The sequence below is a fragment of the Flavobacterium sp. Leaf359 genome (assembly GCF_001423985.1).
Classification (GTDB): Bacteria; Bacteroidota; Bacteroidia; order Flavobacteriales; family Flavobacteriaceae; genus Flavobacterium; species Flavobacterium lindanitolerans.
This window is the reverse complement of the sequence record NZ_LMPW01000002.1, coordinates 98,402-119,290: the sequence shown is the minus strand read 5'-3', so window position 1 is coordinate 119,290 and position 20,889 is coordinate 98,402. Positions and strand designations below refer to the sequence as shown.

General features: G+C 36.6%; 16 protein-coding genes. 6 read left to right on the top strand and 10 right to left on the bottom strand.

Annotation, left to right across the window (positions count from 1 at the left end):
- Nucleotides 1-276 precede the first annotated feature (276 nt).
- From ASG38_RS03080 to ASG38_RS17605, 5 genes are all read right to left on the bottom strand, one after another.
- Nucleotides 277-630 (bottom strand): hypothetical protein, encoded by a 354-nt coding sequence (locus ASG38_RS03080; protein ID WP_056067032.1) that lies wholly within the window; start codon nt 628-630, stop codon nt 277-279.
- An 11-nt stretch (nt 631-641) separates the two neighbouring features.
- Entirely contained in the window at nt 642-1,445 is an 804-nt protein-coding gene (locus ASG38_RS18215; protein ID WP_235498557.1) for an EndoU domain-containing protein, read from the bottom strand.
- 171 nt (nt 1,446-1,616) lie between these two features.
- Complete coding sequence (locus ASG38_RS03070; RefSeq protein ID WP_056067029.1) at nt 1,617-2,093, bottom strand: SMI1/KNR4 family protein; 477 nt, start codon at nt 2,091-2,093, stop codon at nt 1,617-1,619.
- 6 nt (nt 2,094-2,099) lie between these two features.
- Nucleotides 2,100-4,649: a hypothetical protein gene (locus ASG38_RS03065; protein WP_056067026.1), complete on the bottom strand. Its 2,550-nt coding sequence runs from the start codon at nt 4,647-4,649 to the stop codon at nt 2,100-2,102.
- A gap of 63 nt (nt 4,650-4,712) precedes the next feature.
- Complete coding sequence (locus ASG38_RS17605) at nt 4,713-8,198, bottom strand: hypothetical protein (RefSeq protein ID WP_157485994.1); 3,486 nt, start codon at nt 8,196-8,198, stop codon at nt 4,713-4,715.
- Nucleotides 8,199-8,559: 361 nt separating this feature from the next.
- Between ASG38_RS17605 and ASG38_RS03055 the strand changes: the two genes are divergently transcribed.
- Entirely contained in the window at nt 8,560-9,258 is a 699-nt protein-coding gene (locus tag ASG38_RS03055) for a helix-turn-helix transcriptional regulator (protein WP_056067023.1), read from the top strand.
- Nucleotides 9,259-9,289: 31 nt separating this feature from the next.
- On the opposite strand, the gene ASG38_RS03050 is transcribed toward ASG38_RS03055, so the two are convergent.
- The 3 genes from ASG38_RS03050 to ASG38_RS03040 all read right to left on the bottom strand — a co-directional run bounded on the left by ASG38_RS03050 (nt 9,290) and on the right by ASG38_RS03040 (nt 13,968).
- Nucleotides 9,290-11,194, bottom strand: a complete 1,905-nt coding sequence (locus ASG38_RS03050; protein WP_056067021.1) for a M1 family metallopeptidase — start codon at nt 11,192-11,194, stop codon at nt 9,290-9,292.
- Between the two features lie 58 nt (nt 11,195-11,252).
- Nucleotides 11,253-12,848 carry a S8 family peptidase gene (locus ASG38_RS03045; protein WP_056067018.1) on the bottom strand — a complete coding sequence of 532 codons (1,596 nt, stop codon included), beginning with the start codon at nt 12,846-12,848 and terminating at the stop codon, nt 11,253-11,255.
- Nucleotides 12,849-13,110: 262 nt separating this feature from the next.
- Entirely contained in the window at nt 13,111-13,968 is an 858-nt protein-coding gene (locus ASG38_RS03040) for an MBL fold metallo-hydrolase (RefSeq protein WP_056067015.1), read from the bottom strand.
- A gap of 179 nt (nt 13,969-14,147) precedes the next feature.
- On the opposite strand from ASG38_RS03040, the gene ASG38_RS03035 reads away from it, so the two are divergent.
- From ASG38_RS03035 to sufD, 5 genes are all read left to right on the top strand, one after another.
- The gene (locus ASG38_RS03035; RefSeq protein WP_056067012.1) at nt 14,148-14,477 is read left to right on the top strand and encodes an iron-sulfur cluster assembly accessory protein; all 330 of its coding nucleotides are present in this window, start codon (nt 14,148-14,150) and stop codon (nt 14,475-14,477) included.
- Nucleotides 14,478-14,534: 57 nt separating this feature from the next.
- Nucleotides 14,535-15,983 carry a Fe-S cluster assembly protein SufB gene (gene sufB / locus ASG38_RS03030; protein WP_056067009.1) on the top strand — a complete coding sequence of 483 codons (1,449 nt, stop codon included), beginning with the start codon at nt 14,535-14,537 and terminating at the stop codon, nt 15,981-15,983.
- A gap of 33 nt (nt 15,984-16,016) precedes the next feature.
- Entirely contained in the window at nt 16,017-16,763 is a 747-nt protein-coding gene (sufC, locus tag ASG38_RS03025; RefSeq protein WP_056067005.1) for a Fe-S cluster assembly ATPase SufC, read from the top strand.
- Between the two features lie 103 nt (nt 16,764-16,866).
- Complete coding sequence (locus ASG38_RS03020; protein WP_056067002.1) at nt 16,867-17,235, top strand: four helix bundle protein; 369 nt, start codon at nt 16,867-16,869, stop codon at nt 17,233-17,235.
- A 104-nt stretch (nt 17,236-17,339) separates the two neighbouring features.
- A complete protein-coding gene (gene sufD / locus ASG38_RS03015; RefSeq protein ID WP_056066997.1) occupies nt 17,340-18,656 on the top strand; it encodes a Fe-S cluster assembly protein SufD in 1,317 nt (438 codons plus the stop codon).
- Between the two features lie 54 nt (nt 18,657-18,710).
- On the opposite strand, the gene ASG38_RS03010 is transcribed toward sufD, so the two are convergent.
- Both ASG38_RS03010 and ASG38_RS03005 read right to left on the bottom strand, forming a co-directional pair.
- Nucleotides 18,711-19,397, bottom strand: a complete 687-nt coding sequence (locus ASG38_RS03010) for a hypothetical protein (protein ID WP_056066994.1) — start codon at nt 19,395-19,397, stop codon at nt 18,711-18,713.
- A 53-nt stretch (nt 19,398-19,450) separates the two neighbouring features.
- Complete coding sequence (locus ASG38_RS03005) at nt 19,451-20,797, bottom strand: serine hydrolase (RefSeq protein ID WP_056066992.1); 1,347 nt, start codon at nt 20,795-20,797, stop codon at nt 19,451-19,453.
- Between the last annotated feature and the right edge of the window lie 92 nt (nt 20,798-20,889).

Below are 20,889 nucleotides of genomic sequence, written 5' to 3'. Positions count from 1 at the left end.
AGCTCGACATCAAATTTTTGAAAAAAGACTCTTAATCGTCATTTCTAAAATACTATTCAGCCATTTGAAAATATTTTCTAAAAGAACGCCTAAATTTTTTAGATTGGTAGTTTAAAACATGAAGTAAAAAGTAATAAAAAAGCTACTCGAAAGTAGCTTTTGAATTTAATACTATGGCAAAATATATCTTTAAATTTATGTTTCACAATTAAATACTACATCTAGAAAGCTCTAGTTTTGATGTTTCTAAAATACTTTTATACTAGTAGAAATAACTTAACTGTTTTGTTCAACGAACTTCTTAAAGTCTTTCATAAAGTCAATAAATTCAGGATGGTCTAAAACGAGATCTTGCTTGTCTAATTTTCTCCCAGCACGTTGAGCCATTAAATCAATAAAAAACACTCCATATTTGTTACTACGCATGTAAACATCTTCATTTCCCCAATCAAATGATTTTTCAGGATCATTGTTTTTACTTTTATGCACACCATCTATTATGCTTTGTACTTTTTGAGGTGTCCAGCCAGTATCTCTAAAATTGTTTAGAACATAGTGTTCAGGAGTAATTATCTCAATACTAAAATATTTTGATAGAGAGACTTTTTCGATTAAAAAATTATATTTCATGATTGTTAATTTTAATTTTTTGGATAAGCATTCATTATATTTCCCAAATCATCGACCTCAATTTTTATATCAAATCCTGAGGTTGAAGTTCCTAGAAACCCATTAAACAAATCATTAGGATTTCTTGTGAGTTTTCCCACGCCCTTTGAAACGGTTTTTTCATAAACATAAGCAATTTCTTGTTGAATTCTAATCAAATCCCAATTTTTTGGAAACATTGATGATTGCATTCTTTTAAGAAGATAACCGTCTCTATACTTTATCCTTATTTTGGCTTGAAATGGTATATCATTTGGTATTCCTGAAATTGATCTATAATTTTCCGGAATAATAATTTCATCTAATTTAATTAACCCTTCTAAAATAGCAGAGCCTCTGTGTCCTCCCTGTGAAACTAATATTTCATCTAAATATCTAAAGCCTGAAGGCAAAATTCTTTCATATATTGAGGTGTTGAACTCCCCATCTAAATGATAAAAAAATCCCCTTTCAAATTTATCCGCTAATTTTACAAAAGCGGCTTTCCTGCCTTTTATTTTTTCAACAGATTCATTTAAATATTTGGTTGCTTCATCAACAGATTTTTTAGTTTTTGAAAAAAGATCTTTTAAATAGCTTTCTACTTCGGATTTGTTTAGGCCATTGGAGATTTCTTCATTTTTATATATGAACGTATATAATCCTTCTTCATTTTTTGCAATCGCAACACCAATTTCATGTAGTTGAGCCCACCATTTTTTACGAACTAGATTATAGAAAAATTGTGCAAAAATAGTAATAGGGTCAATAAAACTATAAGTTAGGCCACTTGACAAAACCACTTTGTTCTTTAATCCGGCAAATAGCTCATTTAACCATCTAAAAAGATACTCTAAAAAACACCTAAATTTTAGATTGTTGGTTTAAAATATAAAGTAAAAGGTAATAAAAAAGTTACTCGAAAGTAGCTTAATTTTGATTGTGTTTTTGATTTCTTCCAAAGAATTTTAATAACCTTCTTTTTCATATCTATAAGCCAAATCAATCATTTCACTGATAAATTCACTGAATGATATTTCAAGCGACCTAACATTTCTTTTTCTGTCTTCTTGCGCATAATTTACCATATGCACTACTGGATCGGCTTTTTCTTCATCTAGATAAAAGAAATAAAATATCTCGCAGCCGTTGCTTTCAGCAAAAAGCCAAAAAGGGCGGTCAATTTTGGTGCCGGTATCCTGTAACTCTTCCCACATTATTTCCTGATGCCAGTCAGAAGATATTGTTTCTAAGTCATCTGTGTCTAAAATCGTTAGGTTTCCAGAATATTCTCCAGCTAAATAAAGAAATTCTTTATAGGCTGTAGGAAATATAATGCCAAACTTTTTTTCAACTTTTTCTATTTCATTAATAGACACACCTCTGGACTTTTCAGAACCAATTTTCAGATTTTCTTTTAGTTTTTTTAAATATTTGATTTCCATATGGTATTAGTTTTTTAATGTTTCTCTTAATTGTCTGTTTCCTTTGACGAATTTTTTCGAATTTATTAGAGTTGCTTCTATACTAATTTTTGAGCTATGCATTGATTCTCTTATTAGTATTTGCTTTTTGCAAGAAATACAAGGCTCATAAAGGGTTTTGAAATTGATTTCTTTCACGTTTACTTTGCCATATTTTGCTTCTAATTTTAGCAAATCATCATCAAAAGCAGAAAATATTTTATGTTCACTGTCTTGAAAACGCATTACTTTTTCTTCTAGATCATTAATGTCTTCAAAGTGCGCCATTAATTCATCATAAGACATTTCCAGTTGCCTTGCAATATAATCTTTATTTACATTTGTACACAAACCTGGGCCATTTATTGAATCGCCCGCTAATGCCTTATATTCAAGTTCAATAATTTCTCCATTTATCTCTATTTTGGCTTTCATCGTTGCGGCATTTTTGTTATAGGCCTTTTTATTTAATTTTCTCAATGAAATTAAATCATCAACATCGGTCTTTGAAAGCGCTTTCATGAACTTTAATTGTTTCCATTTTTTTAGAATTAATGCTTCATCCGAATATTTTAATAACAGCTTTTTAAATGGTTTGAAGAATGCCTTCACTAAATTTTTATATAGTCTAATTTCAGCACTGCCTAAAGCAGGAATCTGTGAATTTGCATATCTCCTGGCATCATTTGAATAATTTCTAAATGATTGTTTTGAACCATAAAAGATTTCTTCAATTATTTCTAAAACTTCATCTAAAAGAACGCCTAAATTTTTAGATTTCTCCCTAATATAAGCAAAAATAGCTAAAAGATTTTCAAAGCCAATGATCACTTTGTCAGAAAATTTAAAGACAAATTTTTCCATGGTCTTAAAAATATTTATCAAAGAGTCTGCCAGTTTTTTAAATGCATCTGCTGCTGTTTTGGCGCCACCGGTAAACAGTATTTCCAAAATAAGCTGGATGATAAACCCAATGATATAGCCATAGTAATAGGCAACCTTGTCGAGATTTGGCATTGCTGCATTTTCGGCTAACCAGGCAAACGCCCTCGTTGGGAGAGTAAGGATAAACGCTGCACTTTTTTTAAAGAATTCGATTAAGGCTTTCAGATTTTCTTTGCTAAAAAGATTCTCGAGTGTTTCAATCATGTTTTCAATTATCTCAAAGAACAGACTGAGATAGCTTGGCAAGTTCTCCGCTATATTTTTCCCTTTTTTCTGCAATGCTGCCAAGGCCTTACAGATTATCGATAGAATGTCGAAAATTCCTTTTATCGCGTCTACAATGCTGTTTATGATTCCAACGATATAGGCATTGTACAATACGAAAACAGTTTCTGCAAAATCAAGAGCCTTACCCAACGGATCGCCCAGAAAATCCTTTACTTTTCGTAGCATATAAAGCAGCTGATTGATAATTTTTTTGAAAAAATCAGCTTTGCCAAGGGTTTTTTTACTCTCCTTTAGGATTTTTTCTAACTCAGTAATTTTGTTTATTGCTTTGGCATTGGTTTCTTCAGGCCTGCTCTTTTTGTTTGTTTCCTGCAGGTATTTGATGCCTCCCAATCCGGGTAAAAACAGGTTTGCATTTTTTAGAGGTAGGCCGTTATCATCATAATACTGCCATTGGCTGTCGTCCAGTTTTAGTGCACCAACAAGTTCTCCAATTCCGTCTGAAATTTTCCCGATTCCTTCCAACGTAAGATCTGATGAAAACCGTATAACCCTATTCAAGGCTCCCAAGAATGCTCTTTTGACAATGAAAAAACCGCTTGATTTGTCGGCTATGTGCTCCTTGATGATTTCCTGCAAAGCGGAACTTGAGACATTGGTGTTGAAATAATCTACAACCTTACTTAGTTTTTTATAAGGAACACCCGACGATGAGGTTACGTTAGCACCGGTTTTTATCCTGATAACTGAGCCAAAAAGGTTCATGCTGTCATTGGTTTCGATAAAAAGTACAATTTCGTTCCCGTATAAATTGTCAATGGATTGGTAGGCGGTTTCCAGCAGTGCCCCGTCTTTTGAGATAAAAAGCACTACTGAAAGCTGTTTTTCTCTTAAAATGTCGTTCAGCAAGGTTATCTTTTCCCTCTTTTTCTTCTTCATTTGTGTCGCTACTATTTCTAAACCTCCTAAGAATGTTTCCCAAGCAACAGCTCCTGCCATGTTTTTGGTAACCAAAGCGAAATATTTTTCACCAAACTTATAGATTCGTGCCTGTATGCTTAAAGTTTGAAGAAAAACCGTTGCGGAATCTGATACTTCCATAGCTGTAATAACATTGGAGTTGAGAATGTAATTTCCTTCCCTGTAATCAAGGATTTCACCGTCTTCGGCAAGTTTAAATTCATTGGGATTTCCATCGTTCGGCTCTATTTCTACATAGATGATTTCCGTATAAGCACTGCTTTCATTTTCATTTGTTTCGTCATTTACAACACTGATTTCGTTATTGAAAGCATAAATATTGCTTTTTATGTCGGTAAAGGAATAATTCCCATAATGGAGTAGTCCATATTCTGTCGCTCTCATATTTTGTGTGGTTAAAAAGCCCTGCTACATGTAGCAGGGCCTAAGGGTTAATTTTGGCTTATATTATGCGGTTTGGGAATTATCTCCAATCAAGGCATCTGTTTTTACAAATGATTTTACCGGATTGCCTTCAGCATCCAATATAGGCTGTCCGTCACTGTCAAACAGCGTGTTGTCGTCACAGTCCGAATTGCATGGCAAAGCGTTGACTACATTTAAGCCCATACTTCCTGCCTGGATAATGGTTAGTGAAGTTGGTACGCGGCTTTCCCATGTTTCTTCTACTTCGCCTTCCTGTGTTTGTAATTCTTTGATGATAGAAACAAATAACGGATCGTCAACAGCCGGTACTTGTCCGCCATTCCAAACTTGTCCTGTAGCCATGAACCAGTTAACGGCTTCTTCAAACCCCGGACGTACGGTTAGGATTACTCTTGCCATACCACTTTGAAGGAAAGCTCTGAATATTGGATCGTTCGCCTCATTCGGGTTGTACAGTTCTGCCCATTTTTCTTTGTTAGCCCAGTAAAATGGATAGAAATGGTAGCTCATCAAATCCCATTCAAAGGCTTGTTCTAAGAATTTAACCTGAGATGTGTAGATGTCTAATTCGGCATCATTCTTAACTCTTAGATCTTTAGCGTTACTACCCAAAAGCATGTTTTTGCCCATATTTTCATGTCCTAACATGTAAGCAATACAGTTTTTTCGCAAAATGGTATTCTCAACCTGGCGATAGAATCCAGGATTTGTTTTTGCTTTTGCTTCTCCTGTTGCTTTTGCTACAGCCAGTTTTTCCTGATATTCAGCCAATTTTGCTTCATAAGCCTCAATGATTGCATTAAATGCTTTTAATCTCCATTGCTGTTTTGCTTTTTCAGTCAATTTGCATCTTACTGACGCGACAATATCTCCAGCAACGTGATTTCCAAGTGTAAAGGAAACCGGTACTTCTATTTCGAAATTGTCTATAGGAAAATCTAGAGGCATGGTAGCCTGAAAGAATTTAAAAGGATTTGAAGCTGTTGTGTTACCAATAGATAAAGACAGAATATTTCCTTGATAACCATTTGTACTACTAGCATTAAAGATTCCATATGCATGAACAGCTTTATATCCTTCAGGAACTTTTATTTTGCCATTTCCAGAGTTGGACTCGGTGTCGGCTATTTTTGCCCCATTTGGATAGCCCAAGATTGCAAAGGATTCTCCCACAGTAATTTCCTCGTCAGGATAAGCTTCTATTTCTGCATTGTAAATAGCAGCCCAGTGCTTATAGGTATTTTGAACTAGTACGTTGCTGTCTTTTAATGGCAACAAGGTAGCGGTTCTCGGGTCAATTGGCTTTACCAAAACTTCTGTAAACGTGTCTTTTTTACCGGAAGTTACTTCGTTATGGAAAGAAGACGGTTCCGGAATCATAAACTCATACATCAAACGCTTTCCGTAATTGACCACCTTGTTTTTATAAATTTTGTCAACCCAACGATATACTCCTGAGATGTGATTATCTCCCTTACGGTTATCAAAACCATGTGTGTCTTCTTCAGAAAACTCCTCAATAATTTTGGTCGTACGTTCTTCTTTTACTTTTTGTACGACACGATCAAGGGCCCGTTCTGTAATTTCCTTGGCATACATAACGGCCTGGCTGTTTGATGTTTCGGATGAGGTGTTGTTGGCATAAGATGCATTTACTTCTCCTCCAAATCCTTGGCCTGATCCCCAATGAACTCCGGCCTGAACGCCCATACTGGTGTCCTTGGCCATTACAGAAGCAACTTCCTGATTCATTTCATGGCGTTCTGTAGTGGAGGTATCGGTTAATTTTTCGATTTCCTGTTCGCTGCTTGTCGTAGTGGTGTCTTCCGTTTTTCTGGAGCGTCTGGTTGTTTTTTCCTTAAACTCTCTCGCCATGATATTTTCGATATGGGAAACTTCCCCGGGAACATAGCAACAAATTTCCTGTTCTACTTTCCTGTAATCTGTAATACCCAATCTTCTAAAACCAAATGTTCGAACCGGTTCCAGGACTGGAGTTGTATCAGGCTGACCAGGAGTATTTTCATCATAAATGTCAACTATTTTATAACTTCCATTTCCAGAGGCTTTTAGTTCTTGTATCATTCCGGAAATTATTCCACCGCCTCCAACTGTACCTCTTCCTGTGATTTGTATGGCAGTGTTATTGCTCAACAGTAATTCTCCGTCAACTGTAAAATTTGTTGCCACTGAATAGTCTAATTTTTCTCTGAAAAGAGTTACTTTTAATTTGTCATCAACCCAAGTGTCATCAAAGGAAGTGCCTGAAATTATCGTTCCATTTGGAAATTTTACGTTATAGCTAGCACCGATAACATCAGCTCCTTGCGGGGCGTTGTTAAATAAAAACGTTAAATGAGATTTGCCCATGTGGTTTTGTCCTATAAATGAGAAGACATTACCCAAGCCTATCGTATTGGTATTTATGGGTGTTAAAATACCTCCATTGTTGACAATTTCCTGATTGCCTGGGTTTTGCTGGATGAGCGTATTTGACTCATCAATTATTCCACCCTCTATAGCTCCAATAATCCCGGTAAGTGTGCCAAAGTCATTTGAGAGATTCAAAATGACACTCTCCGTAAATGCGGAAATGTTGGGAGAACTTAATGCAAAATCAATTTCTGAGTTTGCATCGAACTCAAAAGGAGGTACAGTGACTCCAACATATTCGACAAGTGTTTTTTCAATACCCAAATCCTTATCAGTATATTTTTTCTCAACGGTTTGGGCAGAAGCATAAATGTCTTTTACATCTTGTTCGTATTGCTTATAGGCATTTTCCCGAGCCATTTGTGTCGACTTGTTGTATGATTTCTGGATGGCATTCAGTTCTTTTATTGTTTCTTGGTATCGCGAAATCTTTTGTTCGGCTAAAAACAGATCCAATTTTTTATCCAGTGCTTTAGAGTTTACAGGAATTGAACGAGGTTCACCTTTTACAGGGGGCACGAATTCGGTTTCATTTTCAAAAAAGATTTTCGGAATAATTATTCTAGCTTTGGCCACTTCTTTAAGTTCTTCAAATGGCAACTTTTTATTTGTGAGAAACAAATCAGTAACTAATAGAGATAAAAGACTTTCGCGTAGATATGGCGATTTTTGAGAAATGATTTGATAAAAAAGATTATCCCATATCAGAACTCTTGTATTCAGGTCAAAAGATGTAATGTCAGAAGGCATATTCTGCAACAAATTATCTTCTGTTAAAGAATCCCTGTTTCTTGTAAGCCATTCAGAAAATTTCAGAACAGGATCACTAACAGCATGACTAATCTCCTTTTTTGATTTTAAGCTTTGGCTTTCAAAATTAGCAGCTAAATTTTGCAGTAGTGCTTTTTTAGAAACCCCAGTGTTTTGCTTTATTCCTACAATGAAATGGCTGGCTAAATGTTCTGATACGTCAATAAGTTGTGCGAAATGGGTTTTTGTTTTTTCGTCACCTGTTAGTTCTGGTGCCCTCATGGTCATAAACCTGAAAAGCGTGTTTTTGATTTGTGTACTCATTTTGTTATTAATTTAAAATTTAGTGGAAATAAATCTTAGAAATAACCTTTCAAAAATTACAAAACCGCTTTCCGGACAGCAATAATTTAATTTTGTTTGGCTTATAAAGATTTTACATTGCAAATATAGAAGAAAATAATCAACAAAACAAATTAAAATAAGATTATTTTCAAATATTTTATAATTCACTAATAATTACCTGCATGTTATCGATTACATTATGGATTGCTTGTAAACAACACATTTAAAACAAGTAAAACCAAACGATTGTCTTTGCTCAAAATGAGTACTATTTTCTTATTTTTAATTTTATTATAGATTTTTTTCGTAAGTTTGCTCAATAAAATAATATTATAATCATATGGTTTCAGAAAGAGTAGGAGAATATATGGCTAAAAAAGGCATAAGTTATTATGCTTTTGAAAATAGCATCGGCGCCAGCAGAGGAAGTATTTCTAAAGCTGTTAAAGAAGGAAAAAGTATCGGGTCGCAGGTATTGGAAAAAATTATTTCTGTTTATACGGATTTAAATCCAACATGGCTTCTCACTGGGCAAGGAAATATTTTTGTAGATAACGAAGAAATCCTGAACAACAAGCAGATTGAAATGTACAGGCTAAAGACGGATAGTTTTGTTGAAAATCAGCAGATACCGCTGTATGATATTGAAGCTGTAGCCGGGTTGGTGCCTCTTTTTCAGGATAGTAAATCGCAGGATCCCATCGATCATATTTCGATTCCGCATTTGCCAAAATGCGATGGTGCGGTATATGTAACGGGAGATAGTATGTATCCGCTTTTGAAAAGTGGCGATATAGTACTGTATAAGGAAATACATGACGTAGCCAATGAGATTTTCTGGGGCGAAATGTACCTCTTGGGAATCGATATGAGCGGCGAAGAGTATGTTACGGTGAAATATATCCAGAAGTCTGAAAATCCGGGCTGTGTGAGGCTCGTAAGCCAAAATAAGCACCATCAGGATAAAGATGTCGAACTTTCAAAAATAAAAGCCCTGGCACTCGTAAAAGCCAGTATCAGGATTAATGCAATGAATTAAAAAAGGCGGACAATTTTGTCCGCCTTTTTATTTAATTTTTCAAAACTTTGCTGTTGTCCGGAATAGGTGCCGGATATACATTATTGTCTTTTTTCACATCGGCCATCAGGTTTTCAGGATCGATTTCAATTTTGCTAATCATTCCCATTCCTTTGTCAATAGTGAATTTCAATGAAGGATATGCCCAATCCCATCCTTTTAAGAATGTTCTTTTTACACCCGGATATGGATTTTCTTTGATACCTCTCATCATTTGTAACGGAGCATAGAACGATTCTTTGCTTCCATCTACATAAGTCACCATAATATCCAAAGGCATTGGCATTCTTCCAATTCTTTGCAATACGACTTCTGTTTTTCCGCCAGCATCTCTTACTTCCTTAATTCCGTAGTCGATGGTGTTTGTCGTTTGCGTCCAGTCTACCAGGTACCAATCCAGGTTCATTCCGGAAATTTTTTCTGCGGTTCTTTTGAAATCATTTGGCGTTGGGTGTTTGAATTTGAAGTCTTCATAGAATTTTTTAAGCGTTTTTGCCAGGTTTTCCTGCCCGATAATATATCCAAGCTGTGTCAGGAATAATTCTCCTTTGCTATAAGAAGATATTCCATACACCATATTTTCTTCAAATCGGTCACCATGAGTGGTCTGTGGTTGCTCTCTTCCGGTTTTAACCATATAGAAATAGTTGGAATAGGCTGAATCGAATGGATTTTTTTCATCTTTACTTGGCAATACTTTAGCCATAGCCAAATCAGAAATGTAAGATGTAAAACCTTCGTCCATCCATCCGTGTTTGGACTCGTTTGTTGCCAAAACGTGCTGGAACCAGGAGTGGGCCATCTCGTGAGCAGTAACGCCTACAAGGCTACCGTAGGACCTTTCGCCTGTAATTAACGTACACATGGCATATTCCATTCCGCCATCGCCACCTTGAATGACTGAATACTGTTTGTATGGATATGGACCGACATTTTTATTAAAGAAATCCATTAACTCTGCCGTTTTTGGCTGCATTTTTTTCCAGTTTTCTTTAAGTTTTGCTTTGTCTTTGTATAAGAAATGCAATTCCACATTATTTGGACCAGGATAAACATCATGGATATAATCCTTATCTGCCGCCCAACTGAAATCATGAACCATTGGCGCATTAAAATGCCAGGTCAGGGTTTTAACTTTTCGAGGTATTTTTACTTCAACACCTTGATCCTGGTATCCGTATCCAATTTCATTTTTATTCTGAAGATATCCGGAGCCTCCTAAAATGTATTTTTTGTCGATAGTAATTTTGACATCAAAATTTCCCCATACACCGTGAAATTCTCTTCCGATATAAGGGTCGGCATGCCAGCCTTCAAAATCATATTCCGCCATTTTAGGATACCATTGCGTCATAGAAAGTGCTACACCTTCTGAACTGTTTCGACCAGAACGGCGAATTTGTTCCGGAACCTGTCCGTCAAAATCCAAGGTGAATTTGGTTTTGCCTTTTGGCGCAATTGGTTTTGCCAGGTCTACTTCCAGGATAGTACCAACAACCGTGGTGGTAGCCGGAACTCCGTCCTGCATGAAATTGGTTACATTCAGGTAGCCAATCTGATTAGGTTTTAAGAGGCTGATTCTACTTTCTGTTTTTTCAACACCACCAGATTTTGTGGTTTTGACCATTCTTTTGTCCGGGTCTACAATAGTCTGTAGTCGGATATCCATTTCGCTTCCGGGTTGGAAGGCGTTGTTGTAAAGGTGGAAAAAGACTCTTTTGAGCGTGTCTGGTGAATTGTTGGTATAGACCAGTTCTTGTTTTCCTTTGTATTGGTATGTTTTTACATCCATGTTCACGTCCATTTTGTAATCGACGTGCTGTTGCCAGTAACCGCTTTGTGCTACCGCACTACCGCAGAAAACTGTAAATACTGAAAGTAGAAATAGTTGTTTCATAAGCATGCAAAATAAAAATGGAAGGGATTTCCCTTCCATTTTGAAAGTTTCCTAGATTTTATTTTTTCGTTTTAGCCATTTTTTCTGCCATAATCAGGGCGTTATAGGCATTAACCATTTTTCCGGATGTTGATATTTTTGAAAACGAGCGTTTGTTTGCTTTTTCGCCATTAAGGACTACATCTATATTGGTTGGAATTCCGGAATCCATTAAGATGTGCTTCACCTGCGAAGCAGTCAGTGACGGATAATACGAACGAATTAAAGCCGCAACTCCGGCAACATTTGGAGCCGCCATTGAAGTTCCCTGTTCGTATTTGTATTCGTTATTTGGATAGGTTGCATAAATTTTAACTCCAGGGGCAAAAACGTCTACGTCTTTGCTGCCATAGTTGGAGAAGTCTGCTACCAGGTTTGTTCCATAGGTAGTGTCCAAAGCACCTACTTTTATTACGTTATCTGCAATTTCGCCAGATGCAATACGGTCATTTGGAAAACGCTCTTCTACATCAAGATCGGCACCTTCATTTCCGGCTGCCAAAACAATCAGTACGTCTTTGCTTGCCGCATATTTGATGGCGTCATAAACCCATTCTTTATGCGGAGAGAATCCTTTTCCAAAACTTCCGTTGATGACTTTAGCACCATTGTCAACAGCATAACGAATTCCCAAAGCAATATCTTTGTCGTATTCATCACCATCCGGAACGGCTCTCACCGCCATAATAGCAACATTGTTGGCAATTCCATCTCCACCAAGACCATTGTTTCTTACCTGAGCAATGATTCCTGAAACGTGTGTTCCGTGTGAAGCGCCTTCTTTTTTAGGCCCTGTTACATTGTTGTTTCCGTGTTTAGAATCGTTTAGGTCATCAATATTGTCGCCTAAAATTTTTCTTCCGTCGTGTTCAAGATTCAGGTTGTAATTCAGCTGGTTGTAAATGTGTTCCTGATATTCTTTCAATTCTGACTTGAATTCTGGTCCGGCCTGGGCAATAACAGAAAGCATTACTCTCTTGTATTGACTAACAGTCGGGTCTTTTGATTCTAACGCTTTAAGGTCTTCTAATGTATAGTTTTCCTTTTTTAATTCTTTTTGTATTGTTTTATCGGCATTATTGATGAAATCAAATTGTTGCTTTGATGCCAAAGCTTCCTGATATTCTTTTTCGTAAGCTGCTTTTGCTTTCTTGAAATTTTCAGAACCATCATCACCTTTACGGACAATTCTTGTCATTTCCAAAGTTTCATTGGTCACATCGCCAAGAAAATTCCATCCGTGAATGTCATCGATATAACCGTTTTTGTCATCATCAATTCCGTTTCCTGGGATTTCTTTCGGATTCGTCCATATAACTGATTTTAAATCCGGATGTTCAATGTCAACACCAGAATCTACCACGCCCACTATTACTTTCGTGCCTTTTTTGTTTTTAATCAATTCCGCATATGCTTTATCAACGCTCATTCCTGGAATCGTATCTTTTATGATGTCAAGATGGCTCCATCTTTTCAAATCATTTTCTTTAATTTTTGAAGTTTTTAAAGGAAGGTTTTCGATACTTGTAATTGGTGTCATGCTTTTGGAAGCACCACATCCTGATAAAACCAACACTGAAAGCAGTGAAAGGGAGGACAGTTTTAGTATTTTCATTTTCAAAAAAAATTTGATTTCAATTAGTTTGCCAAAAGTACACTGACTTTACCACAAACTTATAAATAATTAACTTTATTTTAGAAAGGTTGATGATTTAAATTCAATGAATTGGCTTTGGAAGGATTCAAAATTAATTTATCTATTGGTTGAGCCAATGCTAGAAGTTTATGGTTTTTGCGACATAGCGCCTTTGCTTGAAAATAATTTCTCACAAAGACGCTAAGTCATAATAAGGTTAATAAGAAGATTTTTTAAATCTTTATAGAATTTCTTCGCAAGTGAAAACGTCTTTCAAACGGACACCTTTTTCTGTGTTTTCAACGGTTATGATTTGGTTGTGAGCATCGTGCTCTAAAAACAGATAGTAGTTGTTTTCGGCTGCTTCGGTCAGAAACTTTGCCTTTTCAGGTAGTGTCAGGAGTGGACGTGTGTCATATCCCATAACGTAAGGCAAAGGAAGATGTCCTGCTGTTGGTAATAAATCTGCCATAAAACAGATGGTCTTGTCCTGATATTGAATTTTTGGAATCATCATTTTTTCAGTATGTCCGTCGGCAAAGAAAATATCAAATCCGAGTTCCGATTTTTTCAGTAAATCGCCATCCGGCCTTTTGATAAATTCCAATTGTCCGCTTTCCTGCATCGGGATAATATTTTCAGTAAGAAAAGAAGCTTTTTCTCTGGGATTTGGTTTTGTGGCCCATTCCCAATGATTGTCGTTTGACCAGAATTTGGCATTTTTAAAAGCGACTTCATAGCCGGTCTTGTCTTTATTCCATTGAACACTTCCGCCGCAATGGTCAAAATGCAGGTGTGTCATAAAAACATCGGTAACATCATCACGATGAAAACCATAATGAGACAATGATTTGTCGATAGAATGGCTGCCCCACAGTGAATAATATCCGAAGAATTTTTCCGATTGTTTGTCGCCCATTCCGGTATCAATCAAAATCAGGCGATTTCCATCTTCAATTAAAAGGCATCTTGCGGCAATGTCAATCAGGTTATTTTCATCGGCCGGATTGGTTTTGTTCCATATCGTTTTTGGAACTACGCCAAACATGGCCCCGCCGTCTAATTTAAAATTTCCTGCTTCAATTGGATATAATTTCATTTTATGAGGATATAAAGGGTTAAAATTGCTTTTTGTTCGCAAATTACTAAAATCGATTGGCTTTAATGGGCGGAAATAAACTTTTTCTATAGAAACATAGTTAGAAAAATGTTACTGATTATGGAAAAAGCTAAATATGACGTATCTTTGCAAATTAATTAGACTAAATTTAAATCACTATGATAAAGGTATCTGATACAGCAAGTAAAAGAATCATCGATATGATGAATGATGACGGCTTTGATGCTACCAAAGATTACGTTCGTGTGGGCGTAAAAAGCGGTGGATGTTCCGGCTTGTCATATGAGCTGAAGTTTGATAAAGAACTGGGAGAAAACGACAAGGTTTTTGAAGATAATAATGTAAGAATTGCCGTTGAAAAAAAATCATTTTTATACCTGGCAGGAACCACTCTTGAGTTTTCAGGAGGACTGAACGGAAAAGGATTTGTTTTCAATAACCCGAACGCTACCCGAACTTGCGGTTGCGGAGAGAGTTTTTCTTTATAACAAAACTATTCAACCCTGAAAGGGTTCAAAACCCTTTCAGGGTTAAAAAAAACTAAAATGAGCAAATACACAGAAGACGATTTAAAAATCGAGCTTGAAAATAAAGAATACGAATACGGTTTTTATACTGATATAGAATCCGATACTTTTCCTGTTGGCTTAAATGAAGACATTGTCCGTGCTATTTCGAAGAAAAAAGAAGAGCCGGAATGGATGACCAACTGGAGAGTAGAAGCATTCAGAGCCTGGGAGCAGATGGTTGAACCTGAATGGGCAAATGTTCATTATGAAAAGCCTAAATTTCAGGAAATCTCCTATTATTCAGCACCCTTAAAAAAAGCAAAATACGAAAGCCTTGATGAGGTAGACCCGGAACTTTTGGAAACATTCAAAAAACTCGGAATTTCTATCGACGAGCAAAAAGTACTTGCCGGGGTTGCTGTGGATATTGTCATGGACTCCGTTTCTGTGGCTACGACATTCAAGAAAACGCTGGCAGAAAAGGGAATTATTTTCTGTTCTATTTCTGAAGCGATTAAGGAACATCCTGAATTGGTTCAAAAATATATCGGTTCTGTAGTTCCGCAAAAGGATAATTTCTATGCGGCACTGAATTCGGCTGTTTTTTCAGACGGGTCGTTCTGTTATATTCCAAAAGGTGTTCGCTGTCCGATGGAACTTTCAACCTATTTCCGTATCAATCAGGCCGGAACCGGGCAATTCGAAAGAACTTTGGTTATTGCCGATGAGGGAAGTTATGTTTCTTATTTAGAGGGATGTACAGCTCCATCACGTGATGAAAACCAATTGCATGCTGCGGTTGTGGAACTGATTGCTTTGGATGATGCCGAAATCAAATATTCTACTGTCCAAAACTGGTTTCCGGGTAATAAAGAAGGTAAAGGTGGAGTATACAACTTCGTGACCAAAAGAGGTTTGTGCGAGAAAAACGCAAAAATTTCCTGGACACAGGTTGAAACGGGTTCTGCCGTAACCTGGAAATATCCATCATGTGTGCTGAAAGGAGACAATTCGGTTGGAGAATTCTATTCTATTGCCGTAACTAATAATTTCCAGCAGGCTGATACCGGGACCAAAATGATTCATTTAGGAAAGAACACCAAATCAACGATTATTTCCAAAGGAATTTCTGCCGGAAAATCTCAAAACAGCTACCGCGGACTGGTTCAAATCAGTTCAAGGGCAGATAACGCCAGAAACTTTTCGCAATGCGATTCGCTATTGATGGGAAATAACTGTGGAGCACACACTTTTCCTTATATCGAATCTAAAAATCCGTCGGCTAAAATAGAGCATGAGGCAACGACCAGTAAAATTGGTGAAGACCAGGTTTTCTATTGCAACCAGAGAGGAATCCCTACAGAAAAAGCGATTGCTTTGATTGTAAATGGTTTCAGTAAAGAAGTATTGAATAAACTTCCGATGGAATTTGCGGTTGAGGCACAAAAATTATTAGAAATATCACTTGAAGGTTCGGTTGGATAATCTTTCAAGACTCTATAAAACACAAAAACAACAATGTTAAGTATAAAAAATTTACACGCTGGAATTGAGGACAAAGACATCCTGAAAGGTATTAATCTTGAAGTGAAAGCCGGCGAAGTTCATGCGATTATGGGACCTAACGGTTCTGGAAAAAGTACGCTTTCTGCCGTAATTGCAGGAAACGAAAATTATGAAGTTACTGAAGGCTCAGTAGAATTGGACGGAGAAGATTTGTCTGATTTGGCACCGGAAGAAAGGGCACATAAAGGGGTATTTCTTTCTTTTCAGTATCCGGTAGAAATTCCGGGAGTTTCTGTAACGAACTTCATGAAAACAGCCATTAATGAATCCCGAAAAGCAAAAGGGCAGGAGGAAATGCCTGCTAATGAAATGCTGAAACTGATTCGTGAAAAATCAGAGCTTTTGGAAATTGACAGAAAGTTTTTGTCACGTTCGCTTAACGAAGGATTTTCAGGAGGTGAGAAAAAAAGAAATGAAATATTCCAAATGGCAATGCTAGAGCCGAAACTGGCTATTCTTGATGAAACGGATTCCGGTTTGGACATCGATGCTTTAAGAATTGTTGCAAACGGTGTTAATAAGCTGAAAAGTGAGAACAATGCAATTATTGTCATTACACACTATCAAAGACTTCTGGATTATATCGTTCCGGATTTTGTACATGTTTTGTACAATGGAAAGATTGTAAAATCCGGAGGAAAAGAATTGGCTTACGAACTGGAAGAAAAAGGTTACGACTGGATTAAGGCGGAGAATTAATTTGTCGAAAGTCAGAAAGTCGAAAGTCGAAAGATATAAAGCCGCAAGTCGGAAAGTCTGAAAGGGCTTAAAAAAATAATATACGCCATAAAAACCCATAAAAATGGGAAAATTTAATTCCTTTGAAGAGATTAATTCTTGGCAAAAGTCTAGAATTTTCAATAAAAAAATTTACCTCATTACTGAAGGTGAATTTTTTAAAAAAGACATTGATTTTGTCAGGCAAATACGGAGAGCCTCAATTTCGATTTCATCAAATATTGCAGAAGGTTTTGAACGCAATACAGATAAGGAATTTATATATTTTCTCTACGTTGCAAAAGCATCGGCGGGTGAAGTTCGTTCCCAATTATATTTAGCATCTGACTTAAATTATATTGGAGAAAAAGATTTTGACGATTTACTTTTTGAAATAATTGAAATATCAAAACTCATAAGTGGGTTTATTAAATATTTAAGTCGAAAGTCATAAAGTCGCAAGTTGAAAAAGAGTGCTGATTTTAGATTTAAGAGACAAAAAATAGTTGACAGCGAGAGTCTTTGGACTTTAAGTCTTTCAACTTTAAGACTAAAACAATGGAATTAAAAGAAAAACTAATATCATCTTTTATGGCTTTTGAAGAACGTGTAGATGTTGATTCTGCTCTACATGATGTTCGTACGGAAGCATTTAAAAATTTTGAAAACAAGGGCTTTCCAACCAAAAAAGAGGAAGCCTGGAAATATACTTCGCTAAGCTCGATTTTAAAAAATGATTTCAGCGTTTTTCCAAAAAAGGAAAATGCGGTTGAATTTTCGGAAGTAAAGAAATTTTTCCTTCATGAAATCGATACTTACAAAGTTGTTTTTGTAGATGGTGTTTTCAGCTCATTCCTTTCTTCTACAACACATGATGGTTTGGATGTCTGCCTGATGTCATCGGCATTGACCAAGCCAAAATACAAGATGGTAATTGATGAATACTTCAATAAGATTGCCAGCAAGGATGAAAGCTTAACTTCATTAAATACTGCTTTTGCCTATGAAGGAGCCTACATCAATATTCCACGAAGTAAGGTAGTAGAAAAGCCTATTGAGATTATCAATTTTTCTACCGGTACGGAAGCTGCATTGCTTGTTCAGCCCAGAAATCTTATTATCGTTGGTGAAAATGCACATGTACAGATTATTGAGAGACATCAGAGTTTGAATGAAAATCCGGTACTGACTAATTCGGTTACTGAAATCTTTGCCCAGAAAAGAGCGATTGTGGATTATTATAAGATTCAAAACGACAATCTTGAGGCATCGTTGATTGACAATACCTATATTGCGCAGAAAACGCAAAGTAACGCCTCTGTGCATACTTTTTCTTTTGGAGGTAACTTGACAAGGAACAACCTGAATTTCTTCCACCAGGGCGAGCATATTGATTCCACGCTGAAAGGAATTACCATTATTGAAGGAAAACAGCACGTTGACCATTATACTTTGGTGCATCACGCCGCTCCAAATTGTGAAAGCCACCAGAATTACAAAGGAATTTTTGACGATAAGGCTACCGGAGTATTCAACGGAAAGATTTATGTGGAGAAGGAAGCCCAGAAAACAGATGCTTTTCAGCAAAATAACAATATACTTTTAAGCGATAAGGCTTCTATCAATGCAAAGCCACAATTGGAAATTTTTGCAGATGATGTAAAATGCTCCCACGGCTGTACGATTGGCCAGCTTGATGAAAAGGCAATGTTTTATATGCAATCGAGAGGAATTCCTCAAAAAGAGGCAAAAGCGTTATTGATGTATGCCTTTTCGAATGAAGTAATCGAAAGTATCAAGATTCCGGCAATGAAAGCCAGAGTCACTAAGATTATTGCGACGAAATTAGGTGTTAATATGGGATTTGATTTATAATCTGAAATATCAAAATACAAAAAAGGCTTCAAATTATTTTGAAGCCTTTTTTGTTTAGTATAGCATGAAATTTGTCAATGTTCTTTCTTGTATTGATCCATTGGAAGAAGTGTATTCACGGATTGGCCCGACATCTTTGGCAAGCCAGTATTCTAAATCAATAGGGGTGGTTTGGTTTAAAATCTTGATTTCTACTTTTGTTTTTACTTTGATAACATTCGGATAAGTGGCACCGTTTAACACAACAGTTGAGTTTTTCTCTGTTATAGTACTGGTATATTTGATAGTGGCAGTGGTTGAAGAATTTTGCCCGTTAACAAAATAGTTAACCCTGGAGGTCACGGTTCCATTCCAGGAGGAATTCGCTTCCAGATGGTCTTTAAAAATTGGGATTTCGTATCCCTGCATATTGATGCTCACGCCATCCTGATTAATATTGGTATCCGCAATTTTCTGGAAATAAGTTGCCCCTTTTTTGGCTACCCAATTTTGGACGCCAAAAACATTGTCGGCATCATCTGAAAGCTCATAATAGGGTGTGCCGTTAATTGTAGTGACCCCAATCATCCTGAGTTCTGAACTTCCGCTGTTGGAACTAAAAGTCCATGTATTGTTTACTTCCATAGGCCAGTAATTTCCCGTTGTTTCACCTAAAGACGGACTACTGTTGCTGTCATCACTGCTGCATGAAGAAGTGAATAACGCTGAAACGAATGCTAATGCTAGAACAAGTTTTTTCATCTGTTATGTTTTTACGAAGATATAATTTTTAAGGAAAAATTTAAGGCAAATATTTATTTGCTGATGCTGCCCAGAATATCTTTCAGCAATTTATTAAAATCAAAAACTTCATCTTCTGTCAGGCCAAAACGTACGATAACCAAATCTTTTGACGGAATGATAAAGATTTTCTGTCCCTGAAAGCCACTGGCATAATACAGGTCTTTGGGAGCGTCGGGATATTTGCCACCGGCATTGAGCCAAAAATGTCCGCCATAACGCCCATTAGAAGTTTTGGTTGGAGTCGCAACATATTTAGCCCAGCTTTCATCAAAAAGCTGTTCACCATTCCAATTCCCCTTGTGGAGATAAAGTAGTCCGAATTTGCCCCAATCTCTGGTGGTTGCCCAGGCATAGGAAGAACCGACATAATTTCCAGCCATATCGGTTTCTATCAGCATAGAATCCATACCAATTTTATCGATTAATGAAGAATACCAGAAATCCAGGTATTCCTGTTGTGTTTTGAACTGATTTCTCAGGATTCCGGATAATAAATTTGTCGTTCCCGATGAATAATTCCAGCTTTCATTTGGTTGACCCACCAAAGGCTTTTCTCTTTGTACTTTTGACATGTCTTCGGCCTCAAACAACATAAGGGTTGCATCACAAATCTTGTCGTATTTCTCTTCCCATTCCAAACCTGAATTCATATGAAGCAGGTCGTTTATGGTGATTTTAGAACGTTTGTCGTTTTTCCATTCTGCAATTGGTGCCGGACTATTGATGTCTATTTTGCCCTGTTTTTGCAATATACCAAAGTAGGTCGCCGTTAGGCTCTTGGTCATTGACCAGCCCAAAATCATAGAATTCTTATCAAAACCGGAATCATATTTTTCTGCAATAAGTTTGTCTTTATATAAAATAAGGAGTGAGCGGGTTCTTTTGTTTTTTTCGCCTTTTTTATCAAAAGCACCTTCTACAGCTTTTTCTAATTTAGAATAATCAATAGTAGCGAAAACAGTATCTTTCGGTTGGTTATTTCCAAAAGGATAGGGAAGATTACTATTCAACTTAATCCTTTTCGGAACCAGATAAGGCTTTGAAAGGTCAAAATCATTATTAATTAATGTAACACCAAGACCTTCCCGATAAATTGCCTTACGCTCTTTTAAACCATAAACTGAAGTCGTGGCATAGTGTTCTTTTTCGTTAATCGTGTTGCTTGCCAGGTTGATAAGTTTGATATCATTGTCTCCCGATTCAATCATTTGCTGGGTTCGATGGCCAATAAAGTAGCCGGAAGCAATGCTTTTTGCTGAAAATCCTGATATCAGGTCCAGCTTTGAATAATTCGTGAATCCCAAATACACAATCATTATCGCTAAAAGAATGCCTGCTATTTTAAGTTTTTTCTTCATGAAAGTTCTTGATTTTGGTAAATTTAAGAAGAAAATCATTATCAGAATGCTCTGAAATTAACAGCGCGATATTTTTATTTAGAATTAGTAAA